22 protein-coding genes, 1 tRNA gene and 1 pseudogene are annotated in these 23,909 nt (G+C 66.0%); 16 read left to right on the top strand and 8 right to left on the bottom strand.

Annotated elements, in window-relative coordinates; translation table 11 throughout:
- The first annotated feature begins 43 nt into the window (after positions 1–43).
- A complete protein-coding gene (locus ACFPME_RS06350) occupies positions 44–796 on the top strand; it encodes a glutathione S-transferase family protein (RefSeq protein ID WP_377303240.1) in 753 nt (250 codons plus the stop codon).
- A 9-nt stretch (positions 797–805) separates the two neighbouring features.
- Here ACFPME_RS06350 and ACFPME_RS06345 read toward each other — a convergent pair whose 3' ends face one another.
- Positions 806–1,705: a LysR family transcriptional regulator gene (locus ACFPME_RS06345; protein ID WP_377303238.1), complete on the bottom strand. Its 900-nt coding sequence runs from the start codon at positions 1,703–1,705 to the stop codon at positions 806–808.
- Between the two features lie 104 nt (positions 1,706–1,809).
- Here ACFPME_RS06345 and ACFPME_RS06340 point away from each other — a divergent pair, with 104 nt between their 5' ends.
- The 3 genes from ACFPME_RS06340 (at position 1,810) to ACFPME_RS06330 (ending at position 4,518) form a co-directional block, all read left to right on the top strand.
- Positions 1,810–2,802: an aldo/keto reductase gene (locus ACFPME_RS06340; protein WP_377303236.1), complete on the top strand. Its 993-nt coding sequence runs from the start codon at positions 1,810–1,812 to the stop codon at positions 2,800–2,802.
- A gap of 119 nt (positions 2,803–2,921) precedes the next feature.
- Positions 2,922–3,746 (top strand): NADPH-dependent 7-cyano-7-deazaguanine reductase QueF, encoded by an 825-nt coding sequence (queF, locus tag ACFPME_RS06335; RefSeq protein ID WP_377303234.1) that lies wholly within the window; start codon positions 2,922–2,924, stop codon positions 3,744–3,746.
- Between the two features lie 187 nt (positions 3,747–3,933).
- Complete coding sequence (locus tag ACFPME_RS06330; RefSeq protein ID WP_377303231.1) at positions 3,934–4,518, top strand: hypothetical protein; 585 nt, start codon at positions 3,934–3,936, stop codon at positions 4,516–4,518.
- 52 nt (positions 4,519–4,570) lie between these two features.
- Here ACFPME_RS06330 and ACFPME_RS06325 read toward each other — a convergent pair whose 3' ends face one another.
- Entirely contained in the window at positions 4,571–5,620 is a 1,050-nt protein-coding gene (locus ACFPME_RS06325; RefSeq protein ID WP_377303229.1) for a glycerophosphodiester phosphodiesterase, read from the bottom strand.
- Between the two features lie 365 nt (positions 5,621–5,985).
- Here ACFPME_RS06325 and ACFPME_RS06320 point away from each other — a divergent pair, with 365 nt between their 5' ends.
- The 3 genes from ACFPME_RS06320 (at position 5,986) to ACFPME_RS06310 (ending at position 10,118) form a co-directional block, all read left to right on the top strand.
- Positions 5,986–7,707 carry an ArnT family glycosyltransferase gene (locus ACFPME_RS06320; RefSeq protein ID WP_377303227.1) on the top strand — a complete coding sequence of 574 codons (1,722 nt, stop codon included), beginning with the start codon at positions 5,986–5,988 and terminating at the stop codon, positions 7,705–7,707.
- 126 nt (positions 7,708–7,833) lie between these two features.
- On the top strand, positions 7,834–9,102 hold the full coding sequence (locus ACFPME_RS06315) for an O-antigen ligase family protein (RefSeq protein ID WP_377303225.1): 1,269 nt from the start codon (positions 7,834–7,836) through the stop codon (positions 9,100–9,102).
- A 14-nt stretch (positions 9,103–9,116) separates the two neighbouring features.
- Positions 9,117–10,118: a glycosyltransferase family protein gene (locus ACFPME_RS06310; protein ID WP_377303223.1), complete on the top strand. Its 1,002-nt coding sequence runs from the start codon at positions 9,117–9,119 to the stop codon at positions 10,116–10,118.
- On the opposite strand, the gene ACFPME_RS06305 is transcribed toward ACFPME_RS06310, so the two are convergent.
- The 3 genes from ACFPME_RS06305 to ACFPME_RS06295 are packed head-to-tail and all read right to left on the bottom strand — an operon-like array spanning position 10,106 to position 12,860.
- Complete coding sequence (locus ACFPME_RS06305) at positions 10,106–10,960, bottom strand: glycosyltransferase family 2 protein (protein WP_377303657.1); 855 nt, start codon at positions 10,958–10,960, stop codon at positions 10,106–10,108. The two genes, ACFPME_RS06310 and ACFPME_RS06305, sit on opposite strands and share 13 nt — an antisense overlap.
- A 14-nt stretch (positions 10,961–10,974) precedes the next feature.
- On the bottom strand, positions 10,975–11,913 hold the full coding sequence (locus ACFPME_RS06300; RefSeq protein WP_377303221.1) for a glycosyltransferase family 2 protein: 939 nt from the start codon (positions 11,911–11,913) through the stop codon (positions 10,975–10,977).
- Positions 11,910–12,860, bottom strand: coding sequence for a UDP-glucuronic acid decarboxylase family protein (locus ACFPME_RS06295; protein WP_377303219.1), 951 nt, complete (start codon positions 12,858–12,860; stop codon positions 11,910–11,912). The genes ACFPME_RS06300 and ACFPME_RS06295 overlap by 4 nt, the downstream gene beginning before the upstream one ends.
- 179 nt (positions 12,861–13,039) lie before the next feature.
- Here ACFPME_RS06295 and ACFPME_RS06290 point away from each other — a divergent pair, with 179 nt between their 5' ends.
- The 4 genes from ACFPME_RS06290 to ACFPME_RS06275 all read left to right on the top strand — a co-directional run bounded on the left by ACFPME_RS06290 (position 13,040) and on the right by ACFPME_RS06275 (position 17,158).
- Entirely contained in the window at positions 13,040–13,855 is an 816-nt protein-coding gene (locus tag ACFPME_RS06290; protein WP_377303217.1) for a glycosyltransferase family 2 protein, read from the top strand.
- A gap of 126 nt (positions 13,856–13,981) precedes the next feature.
- Positions 13,982–15,022: a CDP-glycerol glycerophosphotransferase family protein gene (locus ACFPME_RS06285; RefSeq protein ID WP_377303215.1), complete on the top strand. Its 1,041-nt coding sequence runs from the start codon at positions 13,982–13,984 to the stop codon at positions 15,020–15,022.
- A gap of 85 nt (positions 15,023–15,107) precedes the next feature.
- Entirely contained in the window at positions 15,108–16,835 is a 1,728-nt protein-coding gene (locus tag ACFPME_RS06280; protein ID WP_377303213.1) for an ArnT family glycosyltransferase, read from the top strand.
- The gene (locus tag ACFPME_RS06275; RefSeq protein ID WP_377303211.1) at positions 16,832–17,158 is read left to right on the top strand and encodes a tetratricopeptide repeat protein; all 327 of its coding nucleotides are present in this window, start codon (positions 16,832–16,834) and stop codon (positions 17,156–17,158) included. Before ACFPME_RS06280 ends, ACFPME_RS06275 begins: the two co-directional genes overlap by 4 nt.
- A 27-nt stretch (positions 17,159–17,185) precedes the next feature.
- On the opposite strand, the gene ACFPME_RS06270 is transcribed toward ACFPME_RS06275, so the two are convergent.
- Positions 17,186–18,070: an LpxL/LpxP family acyltransferase gene (locus ACFPME_RS06270; RefSeq protein WP_377303209.1), complete on the bottom strand. Its 885-nt coding sequence runs from the start codon at positions 18,068–18,070 to the stop codon at positions 17,186–17,188.
- 101 nt (positions 18,071–18,171) lie between these two features.
- On the opposite strand from ACFPME_RS06270, the gene dtd reads away from it, so the two are divergent.
- Positions 18,172–18,612, top strand: coding sequence for a D-aminoacyl-tRNA deacylase (dtd, locus tag ACFPME_RS06265; RefSeq protein WP_377303207.1), 441 nt, complete (start codon positions 18,172–18,174; stop codon positions 18,610–18,612).
- Between the two features lie 166 nt (positions 18,613–18,778).
- Positions 18,779–20,659: an RNA polymerase sigma factor RpoD gene (gene rpoD / locus ACFPME_RS06260; RefSeq protein WP_377303205.1), complete on the top strand. Its 1,881-nt coding sequence runs from the start codon at positions 18,779–18,781 to the stop codon at positions 20,657–20,659.
- Between the two features lie 66 nt (positions 20,660–20,725).
- Here rpoD and ACFPME_RS06255 read toward each other — a convergent pair whose 3' ends face one another.
- Positions 20,726–21,097 (bottom strand): SnoaL-like domain-containing protein, encoded by a 372-nt coding sequence (locus ACFPME_RS06255; RefSeq protein ID WP_377303203.1) that lies wholly within the window; start codon positions 21,095–21,097, stop codon positions 20,726–20,728.
- A 123-nt stretch (positions 21,098–21,220) separates the two neighbouring features.
- Between ACFPME_RS06255 and ACFPME_RS06250 the strand changes: the two genes are divergently transcribed.
- Positions 21,221–21,296 (top strand) — tRNA-Ile (locus tag ACFPME_RS06250).
- 259 nt (positions 21,297–21,555) lie between these two features.
- Positions 21,556–21,834, top strand: a complete 279-nt coding sequence (locus tag ACFPME_RS06245; protein ID WP_377303671.1) for a hypothetical protein — start codon at positions 21,556–21,558, stop codon at positions 21,832–21,834.
- Between the two features lie 12 nt (positions 21,835–21,846).
- Here ACFPME_RS06245 and ACFPME_RS06240 read toward each other — a convergent pair.
- A pseudogene (locus tag ACFPME_RS06240) lies at positions 21,847–22,239 on the bottom strand (GNAT family N-acetyltransferase); the annotation flags it as partial.
- Between the two features lie 347 nt (positions 22,240–22,586).
- Between ACFPME_RS06240 and ACFPME_RS06235 the strand changes: the two are divergent.
- On the top strand, positions 22,587–23,900 hold the full coding sequence (locus ACFPME_RS06235; protein ID WP_377303201.1) for an ABC transporter permease: 1,314 nt from the start codon (positions 22,587–22,589) through the stop codon (positions 23,898–23,900).
- The last annotated feature ends 9 nt before the right edge of the window (positions 23,901–23,909 follow it).

Below are 23,909 nucleotides of genomic sequence, written 5' to 3'. Positions count from 1 at the left end.
TAGCCGTCGCACCCTGCGGCCTCCGATCCCCCGGAGCCGCCTCGTGCCGCAGCGCCTCAGAGTCATCGGCAGTTACCTCTCGCCCTACGTGCGCAAGGTATTGGCATGCCTTGAGTTGAAAGGGCTGGAATACGAGGTCGATCCCATCGCGCCGTTCGTCGGCAACGACGAATTCACCCGGCTCAGCCCGCTGCGTCGCATCCCGGTGCTGCTCGACGGCGAACTGGTGCTCGGCGATTCCTCGGTGATCTGCCAGTACCTGGAAGACCAGCACCCCACGCCGGCGCTCTACCCGCGCGGCATCGCCGACCGGGCCCGCGCCCGCTGGCTGGAGGAATACGCGGACACGCGGCTGGCCGACGGGCTGATCTGGCGGCTGTTCCACCAACTCGCGATCAAGCGCCACGTCTTCGGCGAAGCCCCCAACGAGGCGGTGGTGCAGCATGCGCGCGAGGTGCAGATCCCGGCCGCACTCGACTACCTGGAAACGCAGCTGCCGGACGACGGCTTCGTGTTCGGCGCCCTGTCGATCGCCGACATCAGCCTTGCCAGCTTCTTCCGCACCGCCTCGTTCGTGCGTTACACGATCGACGCCGGACGCTGGCCGCTGATGGCCGCCCTGGTGGCGCAGGTGCAGGCGCTGCCGGTATTCCAGAAGCTGGCCGGCTTCGAGGACTGCATGCTGCGCCTGCCCCTGGCCGAACAGCGCGGCGCCCTGATCACCGCCGGCGCGCCGCTGACCAGCGACACGCTGGGCACCAGCGCACCACGCCCCGGCCCGCCGCGCGCGTCGTAGGCGCCCGCCTCAGCGCTGGCCCGTCGTCAGCTCCACCAGCCAGTCCACGAACACCCGCAGCCGCGCCGGCATCTGCCGCTGCTGCGGATACAGGATGGTCATCGGCAACGGCGGCGGCGGGTGCGCCGGCAGGATCTCGCGCAGCCTGCCGCTCTTCAGCGCATCGACGATGCGGTAACGCGGCATCTGCGCGATGCCCAGGCCGGCTTCGCAACAGCCGAGGTAGGCATCCACGCCGCTGACGCTGACGCAGCCCGGCAGCGCAACTTCACGCCGCTTGCGGCCGACCATGAACTCCAGCGGCTCGGCCCGGTGGGTGGTGGGCGAAAGCCAGTTCACCGCCAGGTGGCCGTCCTGCAGCGCAGCCAGCGCATCCGGCAGGCCATGCCGGCGCACGTAGGCGGCGCTGGCCACGGTGACCTGCTGCAGCGTCGCCACGCGACGCCCGACCATGCCCGAATCGCCCAGCTCGCCGATGCGCAGCACGCAATCCACACCCTCGCGCACCAGGTCGACGAAGCGGTCGCCAGTACCGATGTCCAGCTGGATCTGCGGGTAGCGTGCGAAGAAATCGCGCAGCGCGGGAATCACCAGCAGACGCGCCAGCGTCGCCGGCAGGTCGATGCGCAGACGGCCCTTCGGCTGCACCAGCGCCTCGCGGAAATCCGTCTCGACCTCGTCCACGTCGGCCAGCAGGCGCAGGCAATGGCCGTAGTAGGTCTCGCCGTCGCGGGTGGCACGCACGCGGCGGGTGGTCCGTTGCAGCAGCTGCGCGCCCAGCCGCGCCTCCAGCCGCTTGATCGCGTGGGTGACGGTGGCGCGCGGCAGGTTCAGGTCGTCCGCCGCGGCGGTGAAGCTGCCCAGCTCGACGATCCGCGTATACAGCCGCATGGCTTCGAGTCGATCCATGGCATTGTTGTCGATCATGAAATGGTGATGACCATTATTGAGTATTTATCCGCCTGTCGTCGCGGCGCACCATGCACCCACCCTCACCTACCGGAGCGACCACCATGCAGACCCGCACTCTCGGCCACAACGGTCCGGCCGTCTCCGCCCTCGGCCTCGGCTGCATGGGCATGAGCGCGTTCTACGGCCAGCACGACGACGCCGAATCGATCGCCACCATCCACCACGCGCTGGATCGCGGCCTCAACCTGCTCGACACCGCCGACATGTACGGCCCGCACACCAACGAGGTGCTGGTCGGCAAGGCGATCAGGGGCCGTCGCCGGCAGGCCTTCATCGCCACCAAGTTCGGCATCGTGCGCGATCCGGACGACCCACAGGCGCGCGGCGTCAACGGCCGCCCCGAATACGTGCGCGCGGCCTGCGACGCCAGCCTGCAGCGGCTCGGCATCGACACGATCGACCTGTACTACCAGCATCGCGTCGATCCGGGCGTGCCGATCGAGGAGACCGTCGGTGCGATGGCCGAACTGGTTGCCGCCGGCAAGGTGCGCTACCTCGGCCTGAGCGAGGCCTCCGGCACCACGCTGGAGCGTGCGTGCAAGGTGCACCCGATCGCCGCGCTGCAAAGCGAGTTCTCGCTGTGGACGCGCGACCCGCAAACGAACGGCATGCTCGCCGCCTGCCGCAAGCTCGGCGTCAGCCTGGTCGCCTACTCGCCGCTGGGCCGCGGTTTCCTCACCGGCGCGATCCGCTCGCCGGACGATTTCGACGCCGACGACTACCGCCGTACCAACCCGCGCTTCATGGGCGACAACTTCGCCCGCAACCTGCAGCTGGTCGAACAGGTGAAAGCGCTGGCCGCCGACAAGGGCTGCTCGCCCGCGCAGCTGGCGCTGGCCTGGGTGCTGGCGCAGGGCGACGACGTGCTGGCGATCCCCGGCACACGCAAACGCTCGCGGCTGGACGAAAACCTCGGCGCGCTCGACGTGCAGCTCAACGAGGCCGAGCTCGGGGCCATCGACGCGGCGTTCCCGCCGGACGCCGCCGCCGGCGACCGCTACGTCAGCTCGGGCATGCAGATGGTCAACGCGTAACGCCGTGCTCCCCCTCCTGCGCCGCAGGAGGGCTGGGCGACTTCGGGAGAGGGGTCCGCCCTCGATCTTTCCCGCCCGTGCCTCGCAGGGCGAGAAGCAAGACGGCTAAACTGCGCGGCATGAGCATCCCCGAACACTCCCCGCTCGGCAAGGACACCGTCTACGCCGACCGCTACGATCCGCGCCTGCTGTTTCCGATCCCGCGCGCGGACAAGCGCGCGGAGATCGGCGTGGCCGAATCGCTGCCGTTCCATGGCGTGGATGTCTGGAATGCGTACGAGCTGTCGTGGCTGGACCTTCGCGGCAAGCCGCAGGTGGCGATGGCCGAGTTCCGCGTGCCGGCGGCGTCACCGCACATCATCGAATCGAAGTCGTTCAAGCTGTATCTCAATGGTTTCGCGCAGGAGCGCATCGCCGACGCCGCGACGCTGGCCGCCACCCTGCTGCACGACCTGTCCGCGGCGGCCGGCGCGGTGGTCGGCGTGCAGTTGCACGATGCACGCGCAAGCGCGCTCCCCGTCGTCGACCTGGATGGTCTCCTGCTCGACGAGCAGGACATCGCCATCGATCACTACGGCCCGCCGGATGCCGACTTCCTGCAGGCCGATGCCCTTGCCACGCCGGTGGCGGAGACCCTGGTCTCGCACCTGCTCCGCTCGAACTGCCCGGTGACCGGCCAGCCCGACTGGGGCAGCGTGCAGATCGCCTATCGCGGCGCGCCCATCGATCACGCCGGGCTGCTGCGCTACCTGGTCTCGTTCCGCACCCACAACGAATTCCACGAGCAATGCGTGGAGCGCATCTTTGTCGATCTGACGCAACGCTGCGCGCCGCACCAGCTCAGCGTGTACGGGCGCTACACCCGCCGTGGCGGGCTGGACATCAACCCGTTCCGGAGCAGTACGCCCGCCACGCCCGGCAACCTGCGTACGGTTCGCCAGTAGCATGCGGTCGGCTCGTCCTGCGTGCGTCGTCGCCGCGTGAAAGTTCACCCCAGGAGATCCCACCCGGTAACCGGCGCTTCATATCGGTGGCGCTAGCCTCTGTGCGATAACCGCGCAACCGGATCGCCTCGGCAATGCCCCGAACGATCGGGATCGGTGCGGCCACGTCATCGACCAGGAGTCCCCCATGACACGTTTCCTCCGCACCACGGCCCTGTGCAGCGTCACCTTCGCGGTCCTGCTGCTCGGCGCCTGCGGCAAGAGCGAGCCCGCAGCGCCGGCCAGCGCGCCCACCGCCCCTGCCCCGGCGGCTACCGCCATGGCCCCACCTCCGCCCAGCACCGTGGCGGCGCCCGCATCCACCAGCACTTCAGCCAGCATGGCCCCCGCCGGCTCGGTGCCGGCGCCACCGGCAGCCCAGGCCGTTGCGCCGCTGACCGTAGCCAAGATAACCCTCGGCAGCGAGGTGAACGCCGAGCATCGGGTCACCCGCGCCACCGCCCGTTTCGCCCCCAACGACAAGGCCATCTATGCCAGCGTCGCCACCGAGGGCAGCAGCGAGGGCGCCACACTCAATGCCAAGTGGAGTTACCTGGAAGGCACCGGCCAGCTGGTCAGCAGCATCAGCCAGTCGATCGCCACCGACGGGCCCGCCATCACCACCTTCAAGGTGCAGAACCCCGACCTGTGGCCGGTAGGCAAGTACAAGGTCGAGATATCGCTGGATGGCAAGTCGGTTGCCAAACAGGATTTCGAGATCAGCAAGAGCTGACCGGCCCGCTCACCGAGAGCAGGCGCCCTCGCAGGGGCGACTGCTCTTTCGGTCACCGGCCAGCCAGCGCCTGGCGGCCGATCGCCGGATGATCGGTGAAGAACGCATCGATACCGGCATCGAGGCAAGCGCGGATCTCGGCCACCGAGCCGCCCGCATTGACCGTGCGCGGATCGTCGCCCCGCCACAGGCTCCGCGGCAGAAAATGGTTCTCCGGCCGAAACGTGTACGCATGCACCTCCAGGCCCGCCGCATGGGCGTCGCGCACCAGCGATGTCGGTGCGGCGAGCGTGCCACCGGCCCCGAGCGGAATGATCGCGCGGACGTTCGGTCCGATCGCATCCGCATACGCGGCGATACCGCGCAAGCCGCCCGGCGTCATCATCTGCGCGTAGTCGAGGCCGCAGCCTGCCGCGATCGCGTCGCCCGGTTGCTGGCCGGCGTCGCCCAGCAACTGCAGCAGCCGGATGTGGGTGTGCCGGCCAGCAAGCTGGCGGCGCAGGTACTTCAGGTTGTCGACTTCGAACGACTGGATCTCCACCGGCGCCGTGCGCGTATAGCAGTGCGAGGCGAGCGTGCCTAGCAGCTTGTCTTCCATCGCCAGCCCCTGCGCGCGGAAGTACGTAGCGTGCTTGATCTCCGGAACGATCCCGATGACCCGTCCGCAGGCGGCCGATTCCGCCGCGACGAAGTCGATGATCTCCTCCAGCGTCACGACCGGGAACTGGCCGTCGTACTGCGTGCCGCGCAGTTGCGGCAACCGTTCCCTCGCGCGAAGCCTCTTCAACTCCGCCAGCGTGAAGTCCTCGCTGAACCAGCCGCTGACCAATTGGCCGTCAATGAGTTTGCCGGTCCTGCGCGCGGCCAGTTCCGGATGGGTGGCTACATCGGTGGTGTCGCCGATTTCGTTCTCGTGGCGCGCCACCATCACGCCGTCTTTCGTCATCACCAGGTCCGGCTCGATGAAGTCGGCCCCATCGGCGATCGCCTTCGCATAGGCCGCCAGCGTATGCTCCGGCCGCAACGCGCTGGCGCCACGATGGGCGATCACCAGCACACGGGCGGCCAGCGGCTTTTCCCTGGCTATGGCGGCTGCGGGCATGGTGTTGGGTACTCATGATCGTGATTGCCTGCCGGCGCTGGCCAACGAGCCGGAACAGACAAGGCTGGCCGGTGCCGGTACGTGGTCGAGGGCTTGCGCCCTTGGGCCCGGCCAAGCATACGATCACTCGGCAGGGCTTGAGCCTTGCTGGACACCCGCCGCACCGCGAACCCGCCTCAGCCTGAAGAATGTCTCACCTGGACTGGCAACAGTCGATGCTGGTGGCGATGCTGCCGACCCTCGACCTGACCAGTACTCGGGCGGCGATGGCGCTCTTCCCATCTGGCCGCACCGGCGTGGATGACCGCCGCCTGCCCGGTATGATGCCGACCATCCACCGACCGCCGCCGAACGGACTCCCTTCCGTGAAACCATGCGCACCGTTGTCCCGCGCCCGCCCGTTGTGGCTGCGCAGCGCCCGTCAGGAGCTGATCCTGTTCGGCGTGTTCGCCTTGTTGTTGCTCGGCATGGGCATCGGCCTGCGTGATCCGTGGCCGTCGGACGAGCCGCGCTTCGCCCTGGTCGCGCGATGGATGGTCGAGCACGGCCAGTGGCTGTTTCCGCATCGCGGCCACGAGCTCTACCCGGACAAGCCGCCGGTGTTCATGTGGCTGCAGGCGCTGGCTTACCTGGTCACCGGCAACTGGCGCATTGCCTTCCTGCTGCCGTCGCTGGCCGCGGCGCTGGGTGCGCTTGCGCTGGTCTACGATCTGGCGCGCCGGTTATGGAATCACCGCAGCGCGCTGCTCGCCGCGGCCACGCTGGTGCTCACCATCCACTTCACTTACCAGATGCGCAATGCGCAGATCGATCCTTTGCTGCTGGGCTGGATCACGCTGGCCAACTACGGCCTGCTGCGCCACCTGCTGCTGGGCCCGTCGTGGCGCTGGTTCGCTGCGGGCTGCTTCTTTGCCGGTGTCGGGGTGGTGACCAAGGGCGTCGGCGTGCTGGCCCTTTTGATGCTGGTACCGTTCGTCATGGCGCGCCGCGGCCACTGGCATCAGGTGGCGCTGCCGCAAGGCAGGTGGCGCTGGGCCAGCGGTTTGCTGTTTTTCCTCCTGCCGATCCTGGGCTGGCTGCTGCCGATGCTGTTGAGCGCCCATGCCGACGGCGACCCGCAGCACGCCGAATACGTGCAGAACATCCTGTTCGGGCAAACCGTGCACCGCTACGCCACCCCTACCGGGCACATCCATTCGCCGTTCTATTTTCTCGGCATCATCGTGGTGGACTGGTTGCCGTTGTCGCTGTTGCTGCCATGGGTCCTGCCGGCGTGGTGGCGCCGACTGAAAAGACACGACGCGCGGTTCCTGCTGCCACTGGGCTGGATCGCGCTGGTGCTGCTGTTCTTCTCGTTCAGCCCGGGCAAGCGCGACGTCTACATTTTGCCGGCACTGCCGATGGCCGCGGTGGCGCTGGCGCCGCTGCTGCCCGGCCTGTTGCGCCGGCGCGGTGTGCGCATTGCGTTGTTCGCATTGACCATGCTGCTGGCTGGAACGCTGACCGTCGTCGCCGCACTGGTGCTCCATCGCCATCCAGCCTGGGCCAGCCGGATCGAGCAAAGCCTGGACCCGCAGATCTGGTGGCTGCTGCTGAGCATTGGGGTGGCTGGCCTCATCGTGGCCGCGCTCACCCGGGTGCGTCGTGCGCCGCTGGGCTGGCTGCTGTTCGCCGGTGCGTTGTGGAGTTTGTACGGGCTGTGGGGTTACCCGATGCTCAATGGCGATCGCTCGGCGCGCGACGTGATGATGCGCGCCCGCGCCATTGCCGGACCGGACGCCACCATCGGCCTGCTCGCCTGGAAGGAGCAGAACCTGCTGATGGCGCAGGGGCCGGTCACCGAGTTCGGCTTCCTGAAACCGTGGCCGCAGCAATATGCCGATGCCATCGCATGGCAGCGGCAGGCGCCGGCGCAGCGCTGGATATTCAGCCTCGACGAAGCCATGGGCCGCTGCGTGGATCGCCATCGCGCCACCTATGTCGGCCACGCCAACCGCCGGGAATGGTGGCTGTTCAAGGCCGATGCCGTGGTGGCCGGCTGCGCTCCCGGCGGCAGCGCGGATGAAACGGCCGACGACGCGCCGTAGTCCGGGCCGCTAAACGCGAACACCGCGCTACGTCGCTGGGTACACGAAATGAATGCCCGCATTACAATGGGCCGCACGCAAGCCATGTCGTCCATGATGGCCCGGTAGCATTCAAGAATGGATTCCATGCTGGTTCGACAGGTACACGACGTGCGCGCACATCCGGCTTCATGGCAGGTCTGGACATTCTCGCTGCTGCTGGCGTGCATGCCGCTATGCTTTGCGATGTCCTCCCGGATCAAGACCCTGCCGATGGCGGCGCTGTTCGTGATAGGCGTCGTGGCACTGGGCAGCCGGGACGAATCCAGACGCAGCTATCGCATGGCCTGGTCGGTCGCCGCAGTGTGCCTGTTGCGGCTGGCATACGATCTCGGCAATTTCCTCGGTCACCGGCTGGACATCTCCACGCTCGACCTGCCGATGCAGACCCTGCTGTTTCTGGGCATTGCCGCGGTAGTCAGCCTGCCGCTGAAGCAGCGCGTCATCGCCATCGGCTTCAGCTTGACCACGATCGTGCTCGGTGCAGCCAGCCTGTTCCAGCGCTATGTGCAGGGCGCCGATCGACCTTACGGGCTCAACGGGGGCGACTGGGCCGCGGTCGAGTTCGCGATGTATCTGCTGGTGCTGGTGTTGCTGTCGATGCTGCAATCGCTGCGCGCGGGCACCAGCCGCGGCGACCGGTGGCTGCATGTCGTGGCCGTGGTGATCGGCCTGTACGGCGCGGTGCTCACGCAGAGCCGCGGGCCGTTGCTGGCGTTCGCGCCGGTTTATCTGGGCCTGATGCTGTGGTATGCCACGCGTTCCCGCCAGTGGCGCCGCATGCTGACATTGTTTGCCGTCACCGTCGCCGGCATGCTCGCCATCACCACCACCCTGCACCGGGAAATGGTGGACCGGCTGTCCGACGTATCCCACGAGATTGCCACTTACGGCCCCAATGACACGACGGGCGCGGTGCGCGAGCGCCTGGCAATGTGGCACACGGCGTGGGATGCCTTTGCCGAGCATCCGCTGACCGGCATCGGCCTCGATCAGTTCGGCGTCTATGCGCGCGCGCAGGTCGCCGCCGGGAAAGCCAGCCCGGCGATCGCGACTTACGTGCATCCGCACAGCGAGTATCTTGAATCGCTGGCGGCCGGCGGGCTGCCCGCGCTGCTCGTGTTGCTGCTGTTTTTCGCCGTGCCGACGTGGTTTTTTGCGCGGCATCTCAATCACGCGAACGAGCCGGTGGCCGCGGCAGCGATCGCCGGATTGATGGTGATCGGCATGTACGCTCTATGTGCGTTCAGCGACAATGTGTTTTATCGGGCGATGCCTCAATCGCTCTATCTCTTTCTCGTGCTGGGCCTGGCCGTGAGCATCGGTCGTCAGCTGCATGACGTTTCAACTCACTGACGCAAAGATCTTCCATGGCCCGCATCAACCTACTCGCATGGGACAACCAGCGCGGACTCACCCACGACATCCGGCTGTTGTCCGATGCGCTCGTTGCGCTCGGCCACGAGGTGCATGTGACCCGGCTGGGCCCGCACCGCCAGGATGGCCGCTGGAAGGGCCGACTGCTGCGGTTGCGGATGTGGTGGCAATGGCTGCGCAGCGGTGGTCGTCAGGCAAGGCTGTACGACGCGAACATCGCGCTGGAACATGTGCGCCCCGCCTGGTTCGGACTGGCCCGGGTGAACCTGCTGGTGCCGAACCCCGAGTGGCTGTCGCCGCGCAGCCAACGCTATCTGCCACGCTTCGACGCGGTCCTGTGCAAGACGAAATACGCTGGCGAGTTGTTCAGGGCGCGCGGTTGCCGCGCGTTGCACATCGGTTTTCGCGGCACCGATTGTCTCGACCAGGACGTTCCGCGCGAGCCGACCTTTCTGCATCTCGCCGGCGCCAGCAAGATGAAAGGAACCCAGCAGCTGCTGGCGCTGTGGCAACGCCATCCGGAGTGGCCGAAGCTGGTGGTATTGCAGTCCCCGTGCACCGCTGCGGCGCTGGCCGAGCCGGTCCCCGGCAATATCGAGCATCGGGTGGGTTACCTGAGCGATATCCGGGAGATCCGGCGGCTGCAGAATTCGCATCTGTTTCATCTATGCCTGTCGGAAACCGAGGGCTGGGGTCACTACCTGGCCGAGGGGATGAGCTGCAAGGCGGTGGTGGTGACCTGTGCCGCGCCACCGATGAACGAGCTGGTCGACCCTTCGCGCGGCCTGCTGGTCAAGGCCAGCGAGGCGGGCCCGTTCAACCTGGTAACCCGATACCGCTTCGACGACAGCGCGCTCGAAACCGCCATTGCACGCCTCACGGCGATGCCTGCTGACGAACGCGCCCTGCTGGGCGACAGGGCGCGCGCCTGGTTCGTCTCCAACGAAGCCGCCTTCGCGGGCCGCCTGGACGAAGCCTTGCGTCAGGTGCTGTAGGGCGGCCGCGATGCGGATGGCGCGAGGCGCAGGTCGGCCGGCGCCATCGCAAATTCGGACAGGTGCTGATCGAGGCCAAACTCGCACCGGACCAGCTGGCGCGCCCGCGTATCCTCGACGATGCGGTCATTCGGATTGTCGACGACGTGCTTGCGGGTGCGATGGTAGAGATGCGTCGCCAGCGCACTGAAGCGCAGGTCGCGCCGGCGCAGGCCGGCATGGAAGGCGCGCGCAGCCAGTTCGGTGTCCTCGCGGCCCCAGCCGGTCATCGCTTCATTGAATCCGTTGACGCGCAGCAGGTCATCGCGCCAGAACGCCATGTTGCAGCTCTTGATGCCACGACGGCGGACATGCGGCCTGGCGTAGAGTTTCGCCAGCCACGGCAGGCGCAGCGTATGCCGGCGACGCTCGATGCCGCGGCTGAAGAACCCCGGCACGTAACCAGCCTGCTCCAGCATGCGCCGGGTCGATGCGGCATCGGTCAGTACCCGTGAACCCTGCACGAAACAACCGCGGCGCGCGAACGCGCGATGATCGGCGATGAAATGCGGCTCAGCCACCATGTCGCCATCGAGCAGGACGATGTAGTCGCCTTGCGCGGCGGCAATCGCGCGATTGCGCGCCCGGCTCATGCGGGCGCCGTCGTCCGGCTGCCACAGGTGCACCAGCCGTACCGGATAGTCCGGCGCCATGCGCTCGATCAACTCGCGGGTGCCCGGACCGGAGCCATCGTCGGTGACGATCACCTCGTAGGGCAGTTCGCTCTGTACCGCCAGCGCCGCAAGCACGCGCTCCAGCGCTTCGGGCCAGTTGTAGGTGATCACGGCCACGCTGATGCGCATCGCGGCAACCTCGCTCAATCCATGTCCCGCCATTCTTTCGGCGCCCGCCGGCGCACCTTGAGCACCGGCCACAAGATGGCCACGGCGCGCCCCAGGTTGCGCAGCCACGAACCGCGCCGCATCCGGGTGAGCGTCGCGTAACGCCTGGCCTCGCGCCAGCTCGGATCGGGCTTGGTGCGGAACTCGTGCTTGACGCTTTCCACACACCGCTCATCCAGACCGATGCGCATGGCGTAGATGCCGATCAGGCAGCGCGAACGGAAGCGGTTGAGGTATTGATTGTCCGGCGTCTGTTTGCCCCACCAGCCGTTGTTGCCATGAATGCGGTAATGCACCGCGCCGGTACGCAGGTAGTACTTGCGTGCGCCCAGCACGCTGGCGCCGTAGACCAGGCAGTTGTCGGCGGACAGCCGCCAGTTGCTGCCCAGCTCCGTCGGCAGGTCGAGCGCACGGCGCGCCCACGGCGCTCGCATCGACAACGCCGAAGTCGGCGCGCCGTACCAGTGCATCAGCAGATAGGTGCTGATCACGGTATAGCCCAGATCCAGCGAGCGGTCGGCGTAGCCCATCCAGCGCTGCTCGTCGCCGAACAGCTGCATGTCCGAGAACACGAAATCGACGTCGCGCCGGCTGTCGTACACCTCGCCCACCTGCGCCAGATAGTCCGGCTCCCAGCGATCGTCGGCATCGAGGAAACAGATCACCTCCGCCTTCGCCGCTGCCATGCCGCGCTGGAACGCGACCAGCTGGCCGCCGTTTTCCCCGCACAGCAAGGTCACCCGCGGATCGCTGCCGTAACGCTCGCGCAGATACTCCGGCGAGCCATCGGTGGAGCCATCGTCCACCACGATGATCTGCGCGGCCGCGCGGGTCTGCGCCAGCGCGCCGTCCACCGCCGCGGCGACGAAGCCGCGGTAGTTGTAGCTGGTGATGACGACCGCAAAGCTGGTCATGCGGCCGGGTCGCTCTGCAGGAGGTGACGGAAATACGCGATGGTTTCCCTGAGGCCATCTTCCAGCGCCACCTTCGGCTGCCAGCCGAGCTTGTCGCGCGCCAGGCGGATGTCCGGCTGGCGTTGCCGCGGGTCGTCCGTCGGCAGCGGCTGGAACACCAGCTTCGAGCGCCCGCCCACCAGCGCGATCACCTTCTCGGCCAGCTCCAGCATGGTGTACTCGACCGGGTTGCCGACGTTCACCGGCCCGGTAAAGCCACGCTCCGATTCCATCATCCGCACGATGACCTCGATCAGGTCGTCGACATAGCAGAAGCTGCGGGTCTGGCTGCCGTCGCCATAGATGGTGATGTCGCCGCCCCTGAGCGCCTGCACGATGAAATTGCTCACCACGCGGCCGTCGTGCGGATGCATGCGCGGGCCATAGGTGTTGAAGATGCGCACCACCTTGATATCCAGATCGTGTTGGCGGTGGTAATCGAAAAACAGCGTCTCGGCGCAGCGCTTGCCTTCGTCATAGCAGCTGCGGATGCCGATCGGGTTTACCTTGCCCCAGTAGCCCTCGACCTGCGGGTGCACTTCCGGATCGCCGTATACCTCGCTGGTGGACGCCTGCAGGATGCGCGCCTTGACCCGTTTGGCCAGGCCCAGCATGTTGATCGCGCCATGCACGCTGGTCTTGGTGGTCTGCACCGGATCGTGCTGGTAATGCACCGGCGAGGCCGGGCAGGCGAGGTTGAAGATCCGCTCCACTTCCACGTACAGCGGAAAGGTCACGTCATGCCGCATCAGTTCGAAATAGGGGTGCGTGAGCAGATGCGCGACGTTGCGCTTGCTGCCGGTGAAGAAGTTGTCCACGCACAATACGTCGTGGCCATCGTGAAGCAGGCGGTCACACAGGTGCGAGCCGAGAAAGCCGGCGCCGCCGGTAACGAGAATTCGTTTCATGGGTTGCCGTTCGATACCGTTGCTGGAAAGTGCAACACGCTGGACCACCCTGTCCGTACACGCGGATTTTGTCATGGATTGGCGGGCAAAGATGCGAGCCGCCTGACGCAACGCGGTTTCCCCTTCGGTTCGCGCCCGGTCTGCGCGGACGCTACGGCGGCTTCGGCTAGAATCCGCGCATGCCCACGCTTCCGCTGACACTCGCCGTCATCACCCACAACGAGGCCGACACCATCGCGCGCTGCCTCGACAGCGTGCCGTTCGCGGCCGAGAAACTGGTGGTCGACAGCGGCAGCGATGACGACACGGTGGCGATCGCCCAGGCGCATGGCGCCCGCGTCGTGCCGCAGGCCTGGCTGGGCTTTGGCGCGCAGCGCAACTTCGCCACCAGCCAGTGCCGCCACGACTGGATCCTGGTGCTGGATGCCGACGAATATCTCACTGCGGAACTGGCTGCGGAGTTGCAACAGCGGCTGCCCGAGCTGATGGCCAGCGCCACGCCGGCGGCGTATCTGCGCCGCAGCACGATCTACATGGGCGCGCCGATGCGCTGGTATCGCCCCGCCGTCGGCGAGCAGCTGGCCCGCCTGTATCACCGCGGCCGCGCCCGCTGGAGCGATGCGAGGGTGCATGAATCGCTGCGTTTCGACGGCATCGCACCCACGCTGGATGCACCGTTCAACCACACCAACAACCCGACCCTGGTGCACAAGCAACTCAAGGTATTGCGCTACGCCGAACTGAAGTGCCGCGACTGGCTGGACAAGGGCAAACCGGTGCGGATGTGGCAGACGCCGTGGGTGTTCGCGCTGGCCTTCCTCAAGGATTACCTGTTCCGGCTGGCGTTTCTGGACGGCTGGCGCGGATTCATGATCGCGCACACCGCCGCCAGCTACGCGGTCTACAAGCGCATGCGCTATTACGAGATGGTCAACAATCCGGAGTCCGTGGCGCGCGCCGGGGCGCAGCTGCAAGCACATGGACTCGACCGCTGACCGCTGCATCGGGCGAAGCACGATGTGGCGAATCGGCAGGCAGCTGCGTCCGGACGGAAAGAGGCCGAGATGAGCCGATGCCAACCATAGAAGTTATCTTGCCGACCTCCGACATTCGAGCCTTCCATGCCCCAGCCTGCGCCTAGAAAGCACTACCTCCTGTACGGCTCCGAGCGCTATGCGCTGGCCATCTTGCGCCCGCTGCAGGAAGCCATCCGCGCGCGCGGCGACGAAGCCGCATGGTTCTTCGACGGCCCCGGCGCCGAGGATCTGGCCGATGGCGAGCGCCTGCTCAGCGTGGCCGAGGTACGCGCCTGGCGGCCGATCGCGGTCATCACCTCCAGCAACGCGGTGCCACATTTCTTTCCCGGCGTGAAAGTGGAGACCTTCCACGGCTTCGACGCCGGCAAGCCTCGGCACATCTACGTTCGCGGCTTCTTCGACCTGTACTGCACGACCGGGCCACGCGACACCGCCAAGTTCAGGGAAATCGCGGACCGCGTCGGCCACTTCGCCGTGATCGAGACCGGCTTTCCCAAGCTCGATCCCTTCATGAAGGAAATCGCCGGCCCGCTGGCGCCGGTGCGCCAGCCGCCGGTGATCCTGTACCACTCCACGTTCTCGCCCTCGTGGAGCGCCGCGGAGACGTTGTACGAGGAAGTGAAGCGCCTCTCGCGCGATGGGCGCTGGCGCTGGATCGTCACCTTCCATCCGAAGATGAACCCGCAGACCACGGCGAAGTTCAAGGCGTTGCAGAACGACCACCTCACGTTCGCCGAGAACGACAACATCCTGGAACTGTTCCCGCAGGTCGACCTGATGTGCTCGGACACGTCGTCTGCCTTGAACGAATTCCTGCTCACCGGCAAACCCGTGGTGACGTTCAAGAACCGCCGACCCGGCCCGCAACTGATCGACATCGACGACCCGGCGCAGTTCGAGGGCGCGATCGAACGCGCGCTGGCGCGGCCCCCGGAGTTGCTGCAGGCGATCCGCGATTATGCCGACGCGATCCACCCGTATCGGGACGGTCGCTCCAGCGAACGCGTGCTCGACGCGATCGACGCCTTCGTCGCCGCGGGTGCGCGCAATCCCCGCCGCAAACCCCTGAACCTGTGGCGCAAGCTGAAGATCCGCCGCCGCATCGGCTACTGGGGCCGCGCCTGAGCGGCTGGGCGCAAGTGATCTGCGGCCACCTTGCGCGCTCATGCCGCAAGCTAGAATCACGCATCCGCCTGCCAAGAGTGCGCCCGTGTCATTGAGCCCCTATCGCCGTACCGAACACTTGCGCGCCGTATGGCCCTGGCTGCCGCTGTGGACCGCGGTGGCGTTGCTGGCGATCTTTTCGCACGGGCCGATGCCGCTGTATTCCACGCGCACGCTGGCGGTGGCATGGGAGATGTGGAACCAGGGCCACTGGCTGGTGCCGCACATCAACGGCCAGCCGTACAGCGAAAAGGCGCCGCTGCTGTTCTGGCTGATCCAGGCGGGCTGGTTCGCTTTCGGCGTCAACGACGTCTGGCCGCGGGTGCTGGAAGTGTCGATCGGCGGCATCCAGTTGGTGCTCGTGTCGATGCTGGCACGCAGGCTGTTTCCGAGCCGGCCGTGGATGGCCAAGGCCGCGCCGTGGATGCTGCTCGCCTTCGGCTATGCGTTTTTGTTCGGCCTGCAGATCATGTACGACGCGCTGCTGGCGCTGTGGACGCTGGCCGCCCTGCTGTGCCTGACGCCCAAGGCACAACGGCCCGAACCGCGCTGGCTGCTGTTCGGGCTATGCATCGGCCTGGGCCTGTTGACCAAGGGCCCGGTGATGCTGCTGCATGTGATCTTCCCGTGGCTGCTCGGCCCGCTGTGGAACGACTGGGCCGGCCAGCATCGCGCGCGCTGGTACGGGCGCGGCATGCTGTCGCTGCTGCTCGGCGGCGCGATGCTGCTGGCGTGGGCGCTGCCGGCCGGGTTCTCCGGCGGCGACGCCTATCGGCAACGGCTGTTCTTCACCCAGACGGCCGGGCGCGTGGTCGACCGATTGTCCGAAGGCAAGGACCTGCAGAACCACGCCGAACCGATCTGGTTCTACCTGTTGTGGCTGCCGCTGTTGCTGTTTCCGTTCAGCGGCTGGCCGCGCGCGTGGGTGGCCGTCGCCGGCTTGCGGCGTCCGCTGGAACCGGGCCTGCGCTTTGCACTGTGCTGGCTGGTGCCGGGCTTCATCGTGTTTTCGCTGATCAGCGGCAAGCAGCTGTATTACCCGCTGCCGGAAATGGGCGGCATCGCCCTGCTGATGGCCGGCGCCATCGCCGTGCTGCGTGAGCGCCGGCCCGTCCTGGCCAGCAACAGCTGGCTCGGTACCTGGCCGCTGGGCGTGGGCGGCATCGCGTTCGCGCTGGTGCTTTTCGCGTTGCCGCTGCTGGTCGGCGGCAACCATCTGCATGGCGAATGGCCAGATGCCGCCGCGCCGTACAGCCGCTATTTCGCCGTGGTGTTCCTGTTGCTGGGCGGCTTGCTGTTGTTGCGTGGCCGCGGCGAGCTGCGCCGCCTGGCGGTGGCCGGACTGGTCGGTGCGCTCGCCCTCAATACGCTGTTCACGCTGACCTTGTGGACGCGCTGGGATTTGCGCCCCACCGCCCACCTGCTCGGCGCGGTCGAACAGGCGAATCGCCCGATCGCCTACCTGGGCAACTACGAAGGCCAGTTCCATTTCGAGGGCCGGCTGACCCGACCGATCGACGAACTGTTCGGCGAACCGGCGCTGCAGGCCTACGCGCGCGCACATCCCGACGCAGTCATCGTGACGCACCCGGAAAAACTGGACGCCAACGACATGCGTTATGCGTTGCTGGTGCAGCCGTTCCGCTCGTCCTGGCTGGTGGTTTGGACCGCCGCCTCGCTGGCCGATCTGCACGCCGGCCACACGCCACCGGAGCCCCCCGTGCCCACCATGGTCTACCCGGCGAACGACGGGCGCTACCGCCCCCAGCCATGAACGCCGCGCTGATCACCAGTCTGCGCCAGCAGTGCGGCGGGCCGCGCGATGGTGCCCTGCTGCGCTTTTCGCTCGGCAACGCGCTGCTCGCCGACGGCGAACTGCCGGGGGCGATCGCCGAACTGCGCCGCGCCCTCGATTTCGATCCGGCCTATTCCGCCGCCTGGAATCTGCTGGGCAAGGCCTGCCTCGCCGCAGGCCAGCCGCTGGCTGCCGCCGAAGCCTGGCGAAGCGGCATCGCCATCGCCGCCCGGCGCGGCGACAAACAGGCCGAGAAGGAGATGACCGTATTCCTGCGCCGGCTGGAGAAAACCCAGCCGTAGCGTCATGCGATCGCTGGCCAGGCCTGGCTAGCGATCGTACGGGCTGACCAGGCCATCGGCCGAATACCGCTTGTATTGCCACTGGTACTGCGCGAACGCCAGCTCCACGCAGTCCTGCACGCCGCGATTGAGCGCAGCGCAGGCACGACCGGGGTCGGGGTCGGCAAGCTCTGGCGGTGCCGGCCGCAGATGGATCCGGTAACCGGCACCACGCGGCAATCGCTCGGCAAAGGCAAACAGCACGGTCGCCCCGGTGCGCGCGGCCAGCCGCGGCAACAACACCATCGTCAATGCCTCGCGGCCGAAGAAAGGCGCGAACTGGCCCTCGCCCGCCCGTGGCTTCTGATCCGGCAGGATGCCCACGGTGCCGCCCGCGGCCAGCCGCTTGTACAACGTGCGCACGCCGGCGCCATCGGCACGCACCTGCTCGGGCGCCAGCGCGCCGCGCACCTTGCGCAGCAGCCCCTCGATCGCGGCGATCCGCGGCGGCCGGTACAGGATCGCCATCGGCGTCCGTCGGCACAGCCAATAGTTCAGCAGCTCCCAGCAACCCAGATGTGGCGCGGCGATGATCACGCCCTTGCCTGCCGCCAGCGCGGCATCGAGCAAGGCCTCGCCACGCACTTCGCGCACCAGCGCCAACGCGCGATGCGCGCCGGCGCCCCAGACCTTGACGATCTCGCTGGCCGACTTGCCGCTCTCGACCAGCACCTCGCGCAGCAGGGCGGCGTGGGCGGCGGCATCGAGTTCGGGTCGGGCGATCCGCAGGTTCACCGCCGTGTTGTGCACCATGCGGCCGCGCCGCCATAGCAGCAGATGGCCCAAGCCACCGCCGATGCCGTGCAAGACGCGCAGCGGCAACAGCGCCAGCAGGCGCAGCAGGAGATAGAGGAGGTACATGTCGGCACGCATCCGCGCAGTTTACGGGAGCGCCGCTGGAAGCACGGTCCGAATCCCCCTCATGCCGCTCGCGGGCGCTTCCGTCAACCACGCGGCAGTTTTAAGCTGCGCCCATGATTGCCCTGATTCAGCGTGTCCTGTCCGCCAGCGTCACTGTGGATGATGAAATTGTCGGCGCGATCGGCCCCGGCCTGCTGGCGCTGCTGGCGGTGCAGCCGCACGACAGCGAAGTACAGGCGCAGCGGATGCTGCAACGGCTGCTCGGTTACCGCGTGTTCGCCGACGGCGACGGCAGGATGAACCGCTCGCTCACCGATACCGGCGGCGGCCTGCTGCTGGTGAGCCAGTTCACCCTGGCCGCCGATACCCGCTCCGGCATGCGGCCGAGTTTCACGACCGCAGCGCCGCCTGAACACGGCCGGCGCTGGTTCGAGCGGCTGCTGGAGCTTGCACGCGCCGCGCATCCCGGGGTGGAAACCGGGCGCTTCGGCGCCCATATGGTGGTGCAGCTGGCGAACGATGGCCCGGTGACCTTCTGGCTGGATACCGGTTGAATCGCTGCGCCACATGCCATGCGCGGGCCGACATCGGCCGGCGCGGCGGCACCGCGATCTGGCGCGGTTTTTGCTGCCACACTTCAAATCTTTCCACTTGAAAACTGGTCAAAAAAGCAGCATATCGCTATAATGTCCGGTTCTTGAACCCCGCGGCGGTCGGTTAATGAATAGCAAAGCTCCCCACGAGCAACAGTCTGAAATCAAGGCGCTCATCTCCAAAGGTTTGGAGCAGGGCTATTTGACGTACGCCGAGATCAACGATCACCTGCCCGACGACGTCGTCGACCCGGAGCAGATCGAAGACATCATGGCGGTGCTCAAGGGCGTCGGCATCGAAGTGCACGACGCCGCCCCCGACACCGATACCATCGCCGACGGCGCCGCCCCCGGCAACACCTCCGGCGACGACGAAGCGGCGGCGGAAGAAGCCGTTGCCCTGCTGTCCGCGGTGGACGCTGAAGTGGGCCGCACCACGGATCCCGTGCGCATGTACATGCGCGAGATGGGCACGGTCGAGCTGCTCACCCGCGAGGGCGAGATCGCCATCGCCAAGCGCATCGAGGAAGGCCTCGGCCAGGTACAGACCGCGTTGGCCAGCTTTCCGCTGACGATCGAACTGCTGCTGGAGGAGTACGACCAGCACCTGGACGGCAAGCGCCGCCTCAGCGAGATCCTCGCCGGCTTCCTCGACCTGGAAGAAGCCGCCGACCTCGCCCGCAAGGAGAAGGAAGCGGCCGCGCTGCTGCTGCCGGAACCCGACCCGAACGACGAAACCGAAGCCGACGACGACGACGCCACCGAGGACGAGGAAGAGGCCGGCCCGACCGGTCCCGACCCGGAAGAGGTCAAGCGCCGCATGGAATTGCTGCGCGACTACTACGGCAAGTTCCAGAAGGCCGCGCCGAAGGCCGCCAGCATCACCGACAAGAAGATCGTCAAGCTGCGCGACCAGATGGCCGAGGAGTTCCTCAAGCTCAAGCTGCCGTCCGCGCTGATCGACGGCTTCGTGCGCAAGCTGCGCGAGGTGGTCAACGACATCCGCCACCACGAGCGCGTGCTGATGGACATCTTCGTCAAGCAGGTGAAGATGCCCAAGGCCGAGTTCATCAAGGCCTTCCCCAGCAACGAGGGCAACCTCGAGTGGGTGGCCGAGCTCAGCCGCAAGCGCCAGAAGTGGTCGCCGAACATCAAGACCCACCGCGAGGCGATCGACGCCGAGCAGGAGAAGCTCGCCACCATCGAGCGCAAGCTGTTCCTGCCGCTGATCGACATCAAGGACATCAACCGCGCCATGGCCAGCGGTGAGGCCAAGGCACGCCGCGCCAAGAAGGAAATGGTCGAGGCGAACCTGCGCCTGGTGATCTCGATCGCCAAGAAGTACACCAACCGCGGCCTGCAATTCCTCGACCTGATCCAGGAAGGCAACATCGGCCTGATGAAGGCAGTCGACAAGTTCGAATACCGCCGCGGCTACAAGTTCTCGACCTACGCCACCTGGTGGATCCGCCAGGCGATCACCCGCTCGATCGCCGACCAGGCGCGCACCATCCGCATTCCGGTGCACATGATCGAGACGATCAACAAGTTGAACCGCATTTCCCGCCAGATGCTGCAGCAGTTCGGCCGCGAGGCCACGCCGGAAGAACTGGCCAAGGAAATGGAGATGCCGGAGGACAAGATCCGCAAGGTCCTGAAGATCGCCAAGGAGCCGATCTCCATGGAAACCCCGATCGGCGACGACGAGGATTCCCACCTGGGCGACTTCATCGAGGACGGCAACGCCAGCTCGCCGATCGACTCGGCGACGGAAACCGGCCTGATGGAAACTGTGCGCGACGTGCTCGCCGGCCTCACCCCGCGCGAAGCCAAGGTGCTGCGCATGCGCTTCGGCATCGACATGAACACCGACCACACGCTGGAGGAAGTCGGCAAGCAGTTCGACGTCACCCGCGAGCGGATCCGGCAGATCGAAGCCAAGGCGCTGCGCAAGCTGCGCCACCCGAGCCGTTCGGAACAGTTGCGCTCGTTCCTCGACGTCGAGTAGCCGGCAACATCGCCACAACGAAAAAGCCCCGCTCAGGCGGGGCTTTTTCGTTCCAGGCAACCCATCTCAGCCCACGTCGTAGAAGAACTGCTCGCGCACGATCTTGCCGCCATGCACGCGATAGACGCAGATCTCGCTCATGTCCATCCGGCCGCGCCCCTTCATGGTCACGTCCATCGCCAGCGCGATGCTGAACCAGTTGTCCGCGATCACCGGCTCGCTCACGCTGCCGCCATGCACGGCCTCGACCATGGCGCTGAACTGGCGCCCCTTCTCGTAGATCGCCGCCAGCCCCTGCGCGTTGCCCAGCGCTCCCGGCGGCAGCCCGTCCGGCTCGATGCTCACCGCATCCTCCGCATACAGCTCGCGCTGCGCGTCCTCGTATCTTCCCTCGCGACACAACTCAACCAGCCGCCGGGCGATCTCCTTGGTCTCCATCTGCACTCTCCTGCTTTGGGGGGAATGGCAAGCGTACGCCTCGATGCCGCCCACCTGAAGTGATTGGCGGCGACGCCTCCTCGTGCGAGATGGGCGCCCTACGGTAGACTTCCGTGCTTGCGCGGGCCTATAGCTCAATGGTTAGAGCAGAGGACTCATAATCCTTTGGTTCCAGGTTCGAGTCCTGGTGGGCCCACCAACCGCACCGATGCTTTTGCCCCGTGTTCTTTAAAGCATAACTTGGCCATTTCGGACATTTTATGGTTTAACTAAAGCATATGTTGACCGCGTCAATCGTCCCATCCACATCTCCAATAGCTGATACGTTCGCCCAGTGCATCGATGGCTTTGCCGAAGAAAGTGGCCACACGCCGGTCTTAATGATGTCAGCTACCGGCCCAGGCTGTGTGAAAACTATTTGCGTTGCTCGCGAGAGTCGCATTCTGAGCAGTGAGCAGATGTCCAGACACTCGGATCTCACCATAGACGGCAAAAAAAGGTCGAAATTTGTGCTCGTCAGAACCGATCTTGAGTTTTCACACAGCCTGGGCCACGAACGGACGGTCAGCATTCAAGTTCACTGGCTGCCTGAGGCAATCCGGTGGAACGACGAGTCAGACCGCGGCATCGGGAATTTGGAACCGCATTCTTTGGGACAACAGCGCGGAACCGGAGCGCAACGGCTCGACCTGTCCGAAAGGGACGAAGCCCTCGCTGACATACAGGCGCATGGCTGACGATCCCGCGCTGGCTACCCCAAGGTGCACTGCACGGGCTTCCAGCGATGCTGTCCATGCCACGATCGTCCGCAACAGAAGGCGCGCTATACCGCAGCGTCGGAACTCAGGCACCACCCACATTTGGTACAAGTGGACGATGGCCCTGTCAGACCTGTCGACCTTGCCCCAAGCCAAACCAGCTGCTGTGGTGCCAACTTGCGCGATTAGCGGCAGGTCCAGCCCAGAGTTGCATCCGTCCTGAAGCCGCGAAGCCCACTCTTCGATTGTCCGCGGCTGCTCGGCGCCAAGAGTGCTTCCAAAAGCATCAGGCGATTCCCCGAGCGCAGACAAACGTAGACTCCGATAGGAAGAAAATTCATCCACTTCGAATTTTCGGACAGTGATCGCGCAAGAGTCCTGCATGGCTCCAGCGCCTAGAGCCGCGGTTTAGCCGCGGATGCGCGGGAACGCAAGCGGAAGCGTGGACGGTGGCTGGAACTGCTTCTTATGTGGTTGCTCATGGCTGCTCGTGTGTCCCAATGACAGCTCGCCCAGCCGTTGTCGAGCGTGCAAGGGCTGGCATCGGCCACGAGCTGCCGGTCATGATCTCCACAAGGCTGCCGAATAGCGGTCGTTGGAGGCTTGCTAAAACTTCGGGCACGATCCCCAAATTCTGAGCCCGGAAAGCTTTCGGATAGTATCTGGTGAAGCCATTCGGTCGAAGTCAGATCCGATCAGAATGGCGTCGATGGTACAAGGGGAAAAACGGAGTGTTCGCCTACTATCTCGAACTGGCTGTGCGCAGCTTGCGGCGCAGCCCTGGCCTTACTGCACTGATGATCCTGGCGATCGGCTTTGGCGTGGCGGCGTCAATGACGATGTATTCGGTATTCCGCGGCGTGTCCGCCGATCCGATTCCGTGGAAGTCGTCACAGCTGTTCGTGCCGCAAATCGATGCCTTTGGACCGGGCCATCGTGAAAATGGCGAGCCGCCCGCGATAATGCCCTACATCGATGCCATGGCGCTGATGCGTGACCATCGGGCGTTCCGTCAGTCGGCAATCGCGCCGATATGGCGGTCGATCACGCGGCCGCGCTCCAGTCCCGGCACCGACCTGATCGAGACCAGGGGCTACGCGGTCTACAGCGAATTTTTCCCGATGCTGGATCTGTCGTTTCACTACGGTAGTGGCTGGAGTGCGGCCGATGACGAGCATCGAGCCGCGGTGATGGTGATCAGCGACCACTTCAATCAGGAGATGTTCGGTGGCAGCAACAACGTCGGCAAGACCATCAACATCGCCAATCACGATTATCGAGTCGTGGGTATTACCAGGTACTGGAACCCGCAGCCGGAATTCTTCGCACTTTTCCGGTTCCAGGCAGACGAGCCGGACTTTTTTCTACCGCTTTCATTCGCAGTTGCAAACAACGTCCTTAGCGACATCGCCTCTGATTGTGCGAACGGCCAATCGTTGCGCACCGACTTCGCTGCGCTTCTGCGTTCGGACTGTGTATGGCTGTCCTACATGGTGGAACTGGATAGCCCAGCCACCGTGCAGGCATATCGGCAATACCTCGATGGATACGCGAGCGAACAGCAACAACGGGGCCGCTTCGCGTGGAAGCCGAACAATCGCCTGCGCGACATACCGGCATTTCTCGACTACCGGCATGTAGTGCCCAGCAGTACCCGGGTGTCGCTATTGGTGGCGCAAGGCCTGCTGGTCGTATGCCTGCTCAACACGGTAGGACTGCTTCTGGCAAAGTTCCTACGGCGCAGTGGTGAGATCGCCGTGCGGCGTGCTCTCGGCGCGTCGCGGGCGTCGATCTATGCGCAGTTTCTCACCGAGGCCGGAGTGATCGGCGTCGCGGGCGGCCTCCTCGGGCTGCTGTTCACGGCCATCGGCGTGTTCAGCGTTGGCATGGTGATGCCGATACGGCTCGCCGCGCTGGCGCGAATCGACCCTGCCTTGCTGGTGCTCACGCTCCTGCTTGCCGTGGCTGCGACATTGCTCGCCGCGGTCTACCCTGTGCATCGGGTATCGCGTGTACCGCCTGCGCTGCAGCTCAAAGCATCGTGAGGATCGCGC

This window comes from Rhodanobacter umsongensis, from assembly GCF_042654965.1.
GTDB classification, from domain to species: Bacteria; Pseudomonadota; Gammaproteobacteria; order Xanthomonadales; family Rhodanobacteraceae; genus Rhodanobacter; species Rhodanobacter umsongensis.
The sequence above is the reverse complement of the archived record's forward strand: the minus strand, read 5'-3'. Positions and strand labels throughout refer to the sequence as shown.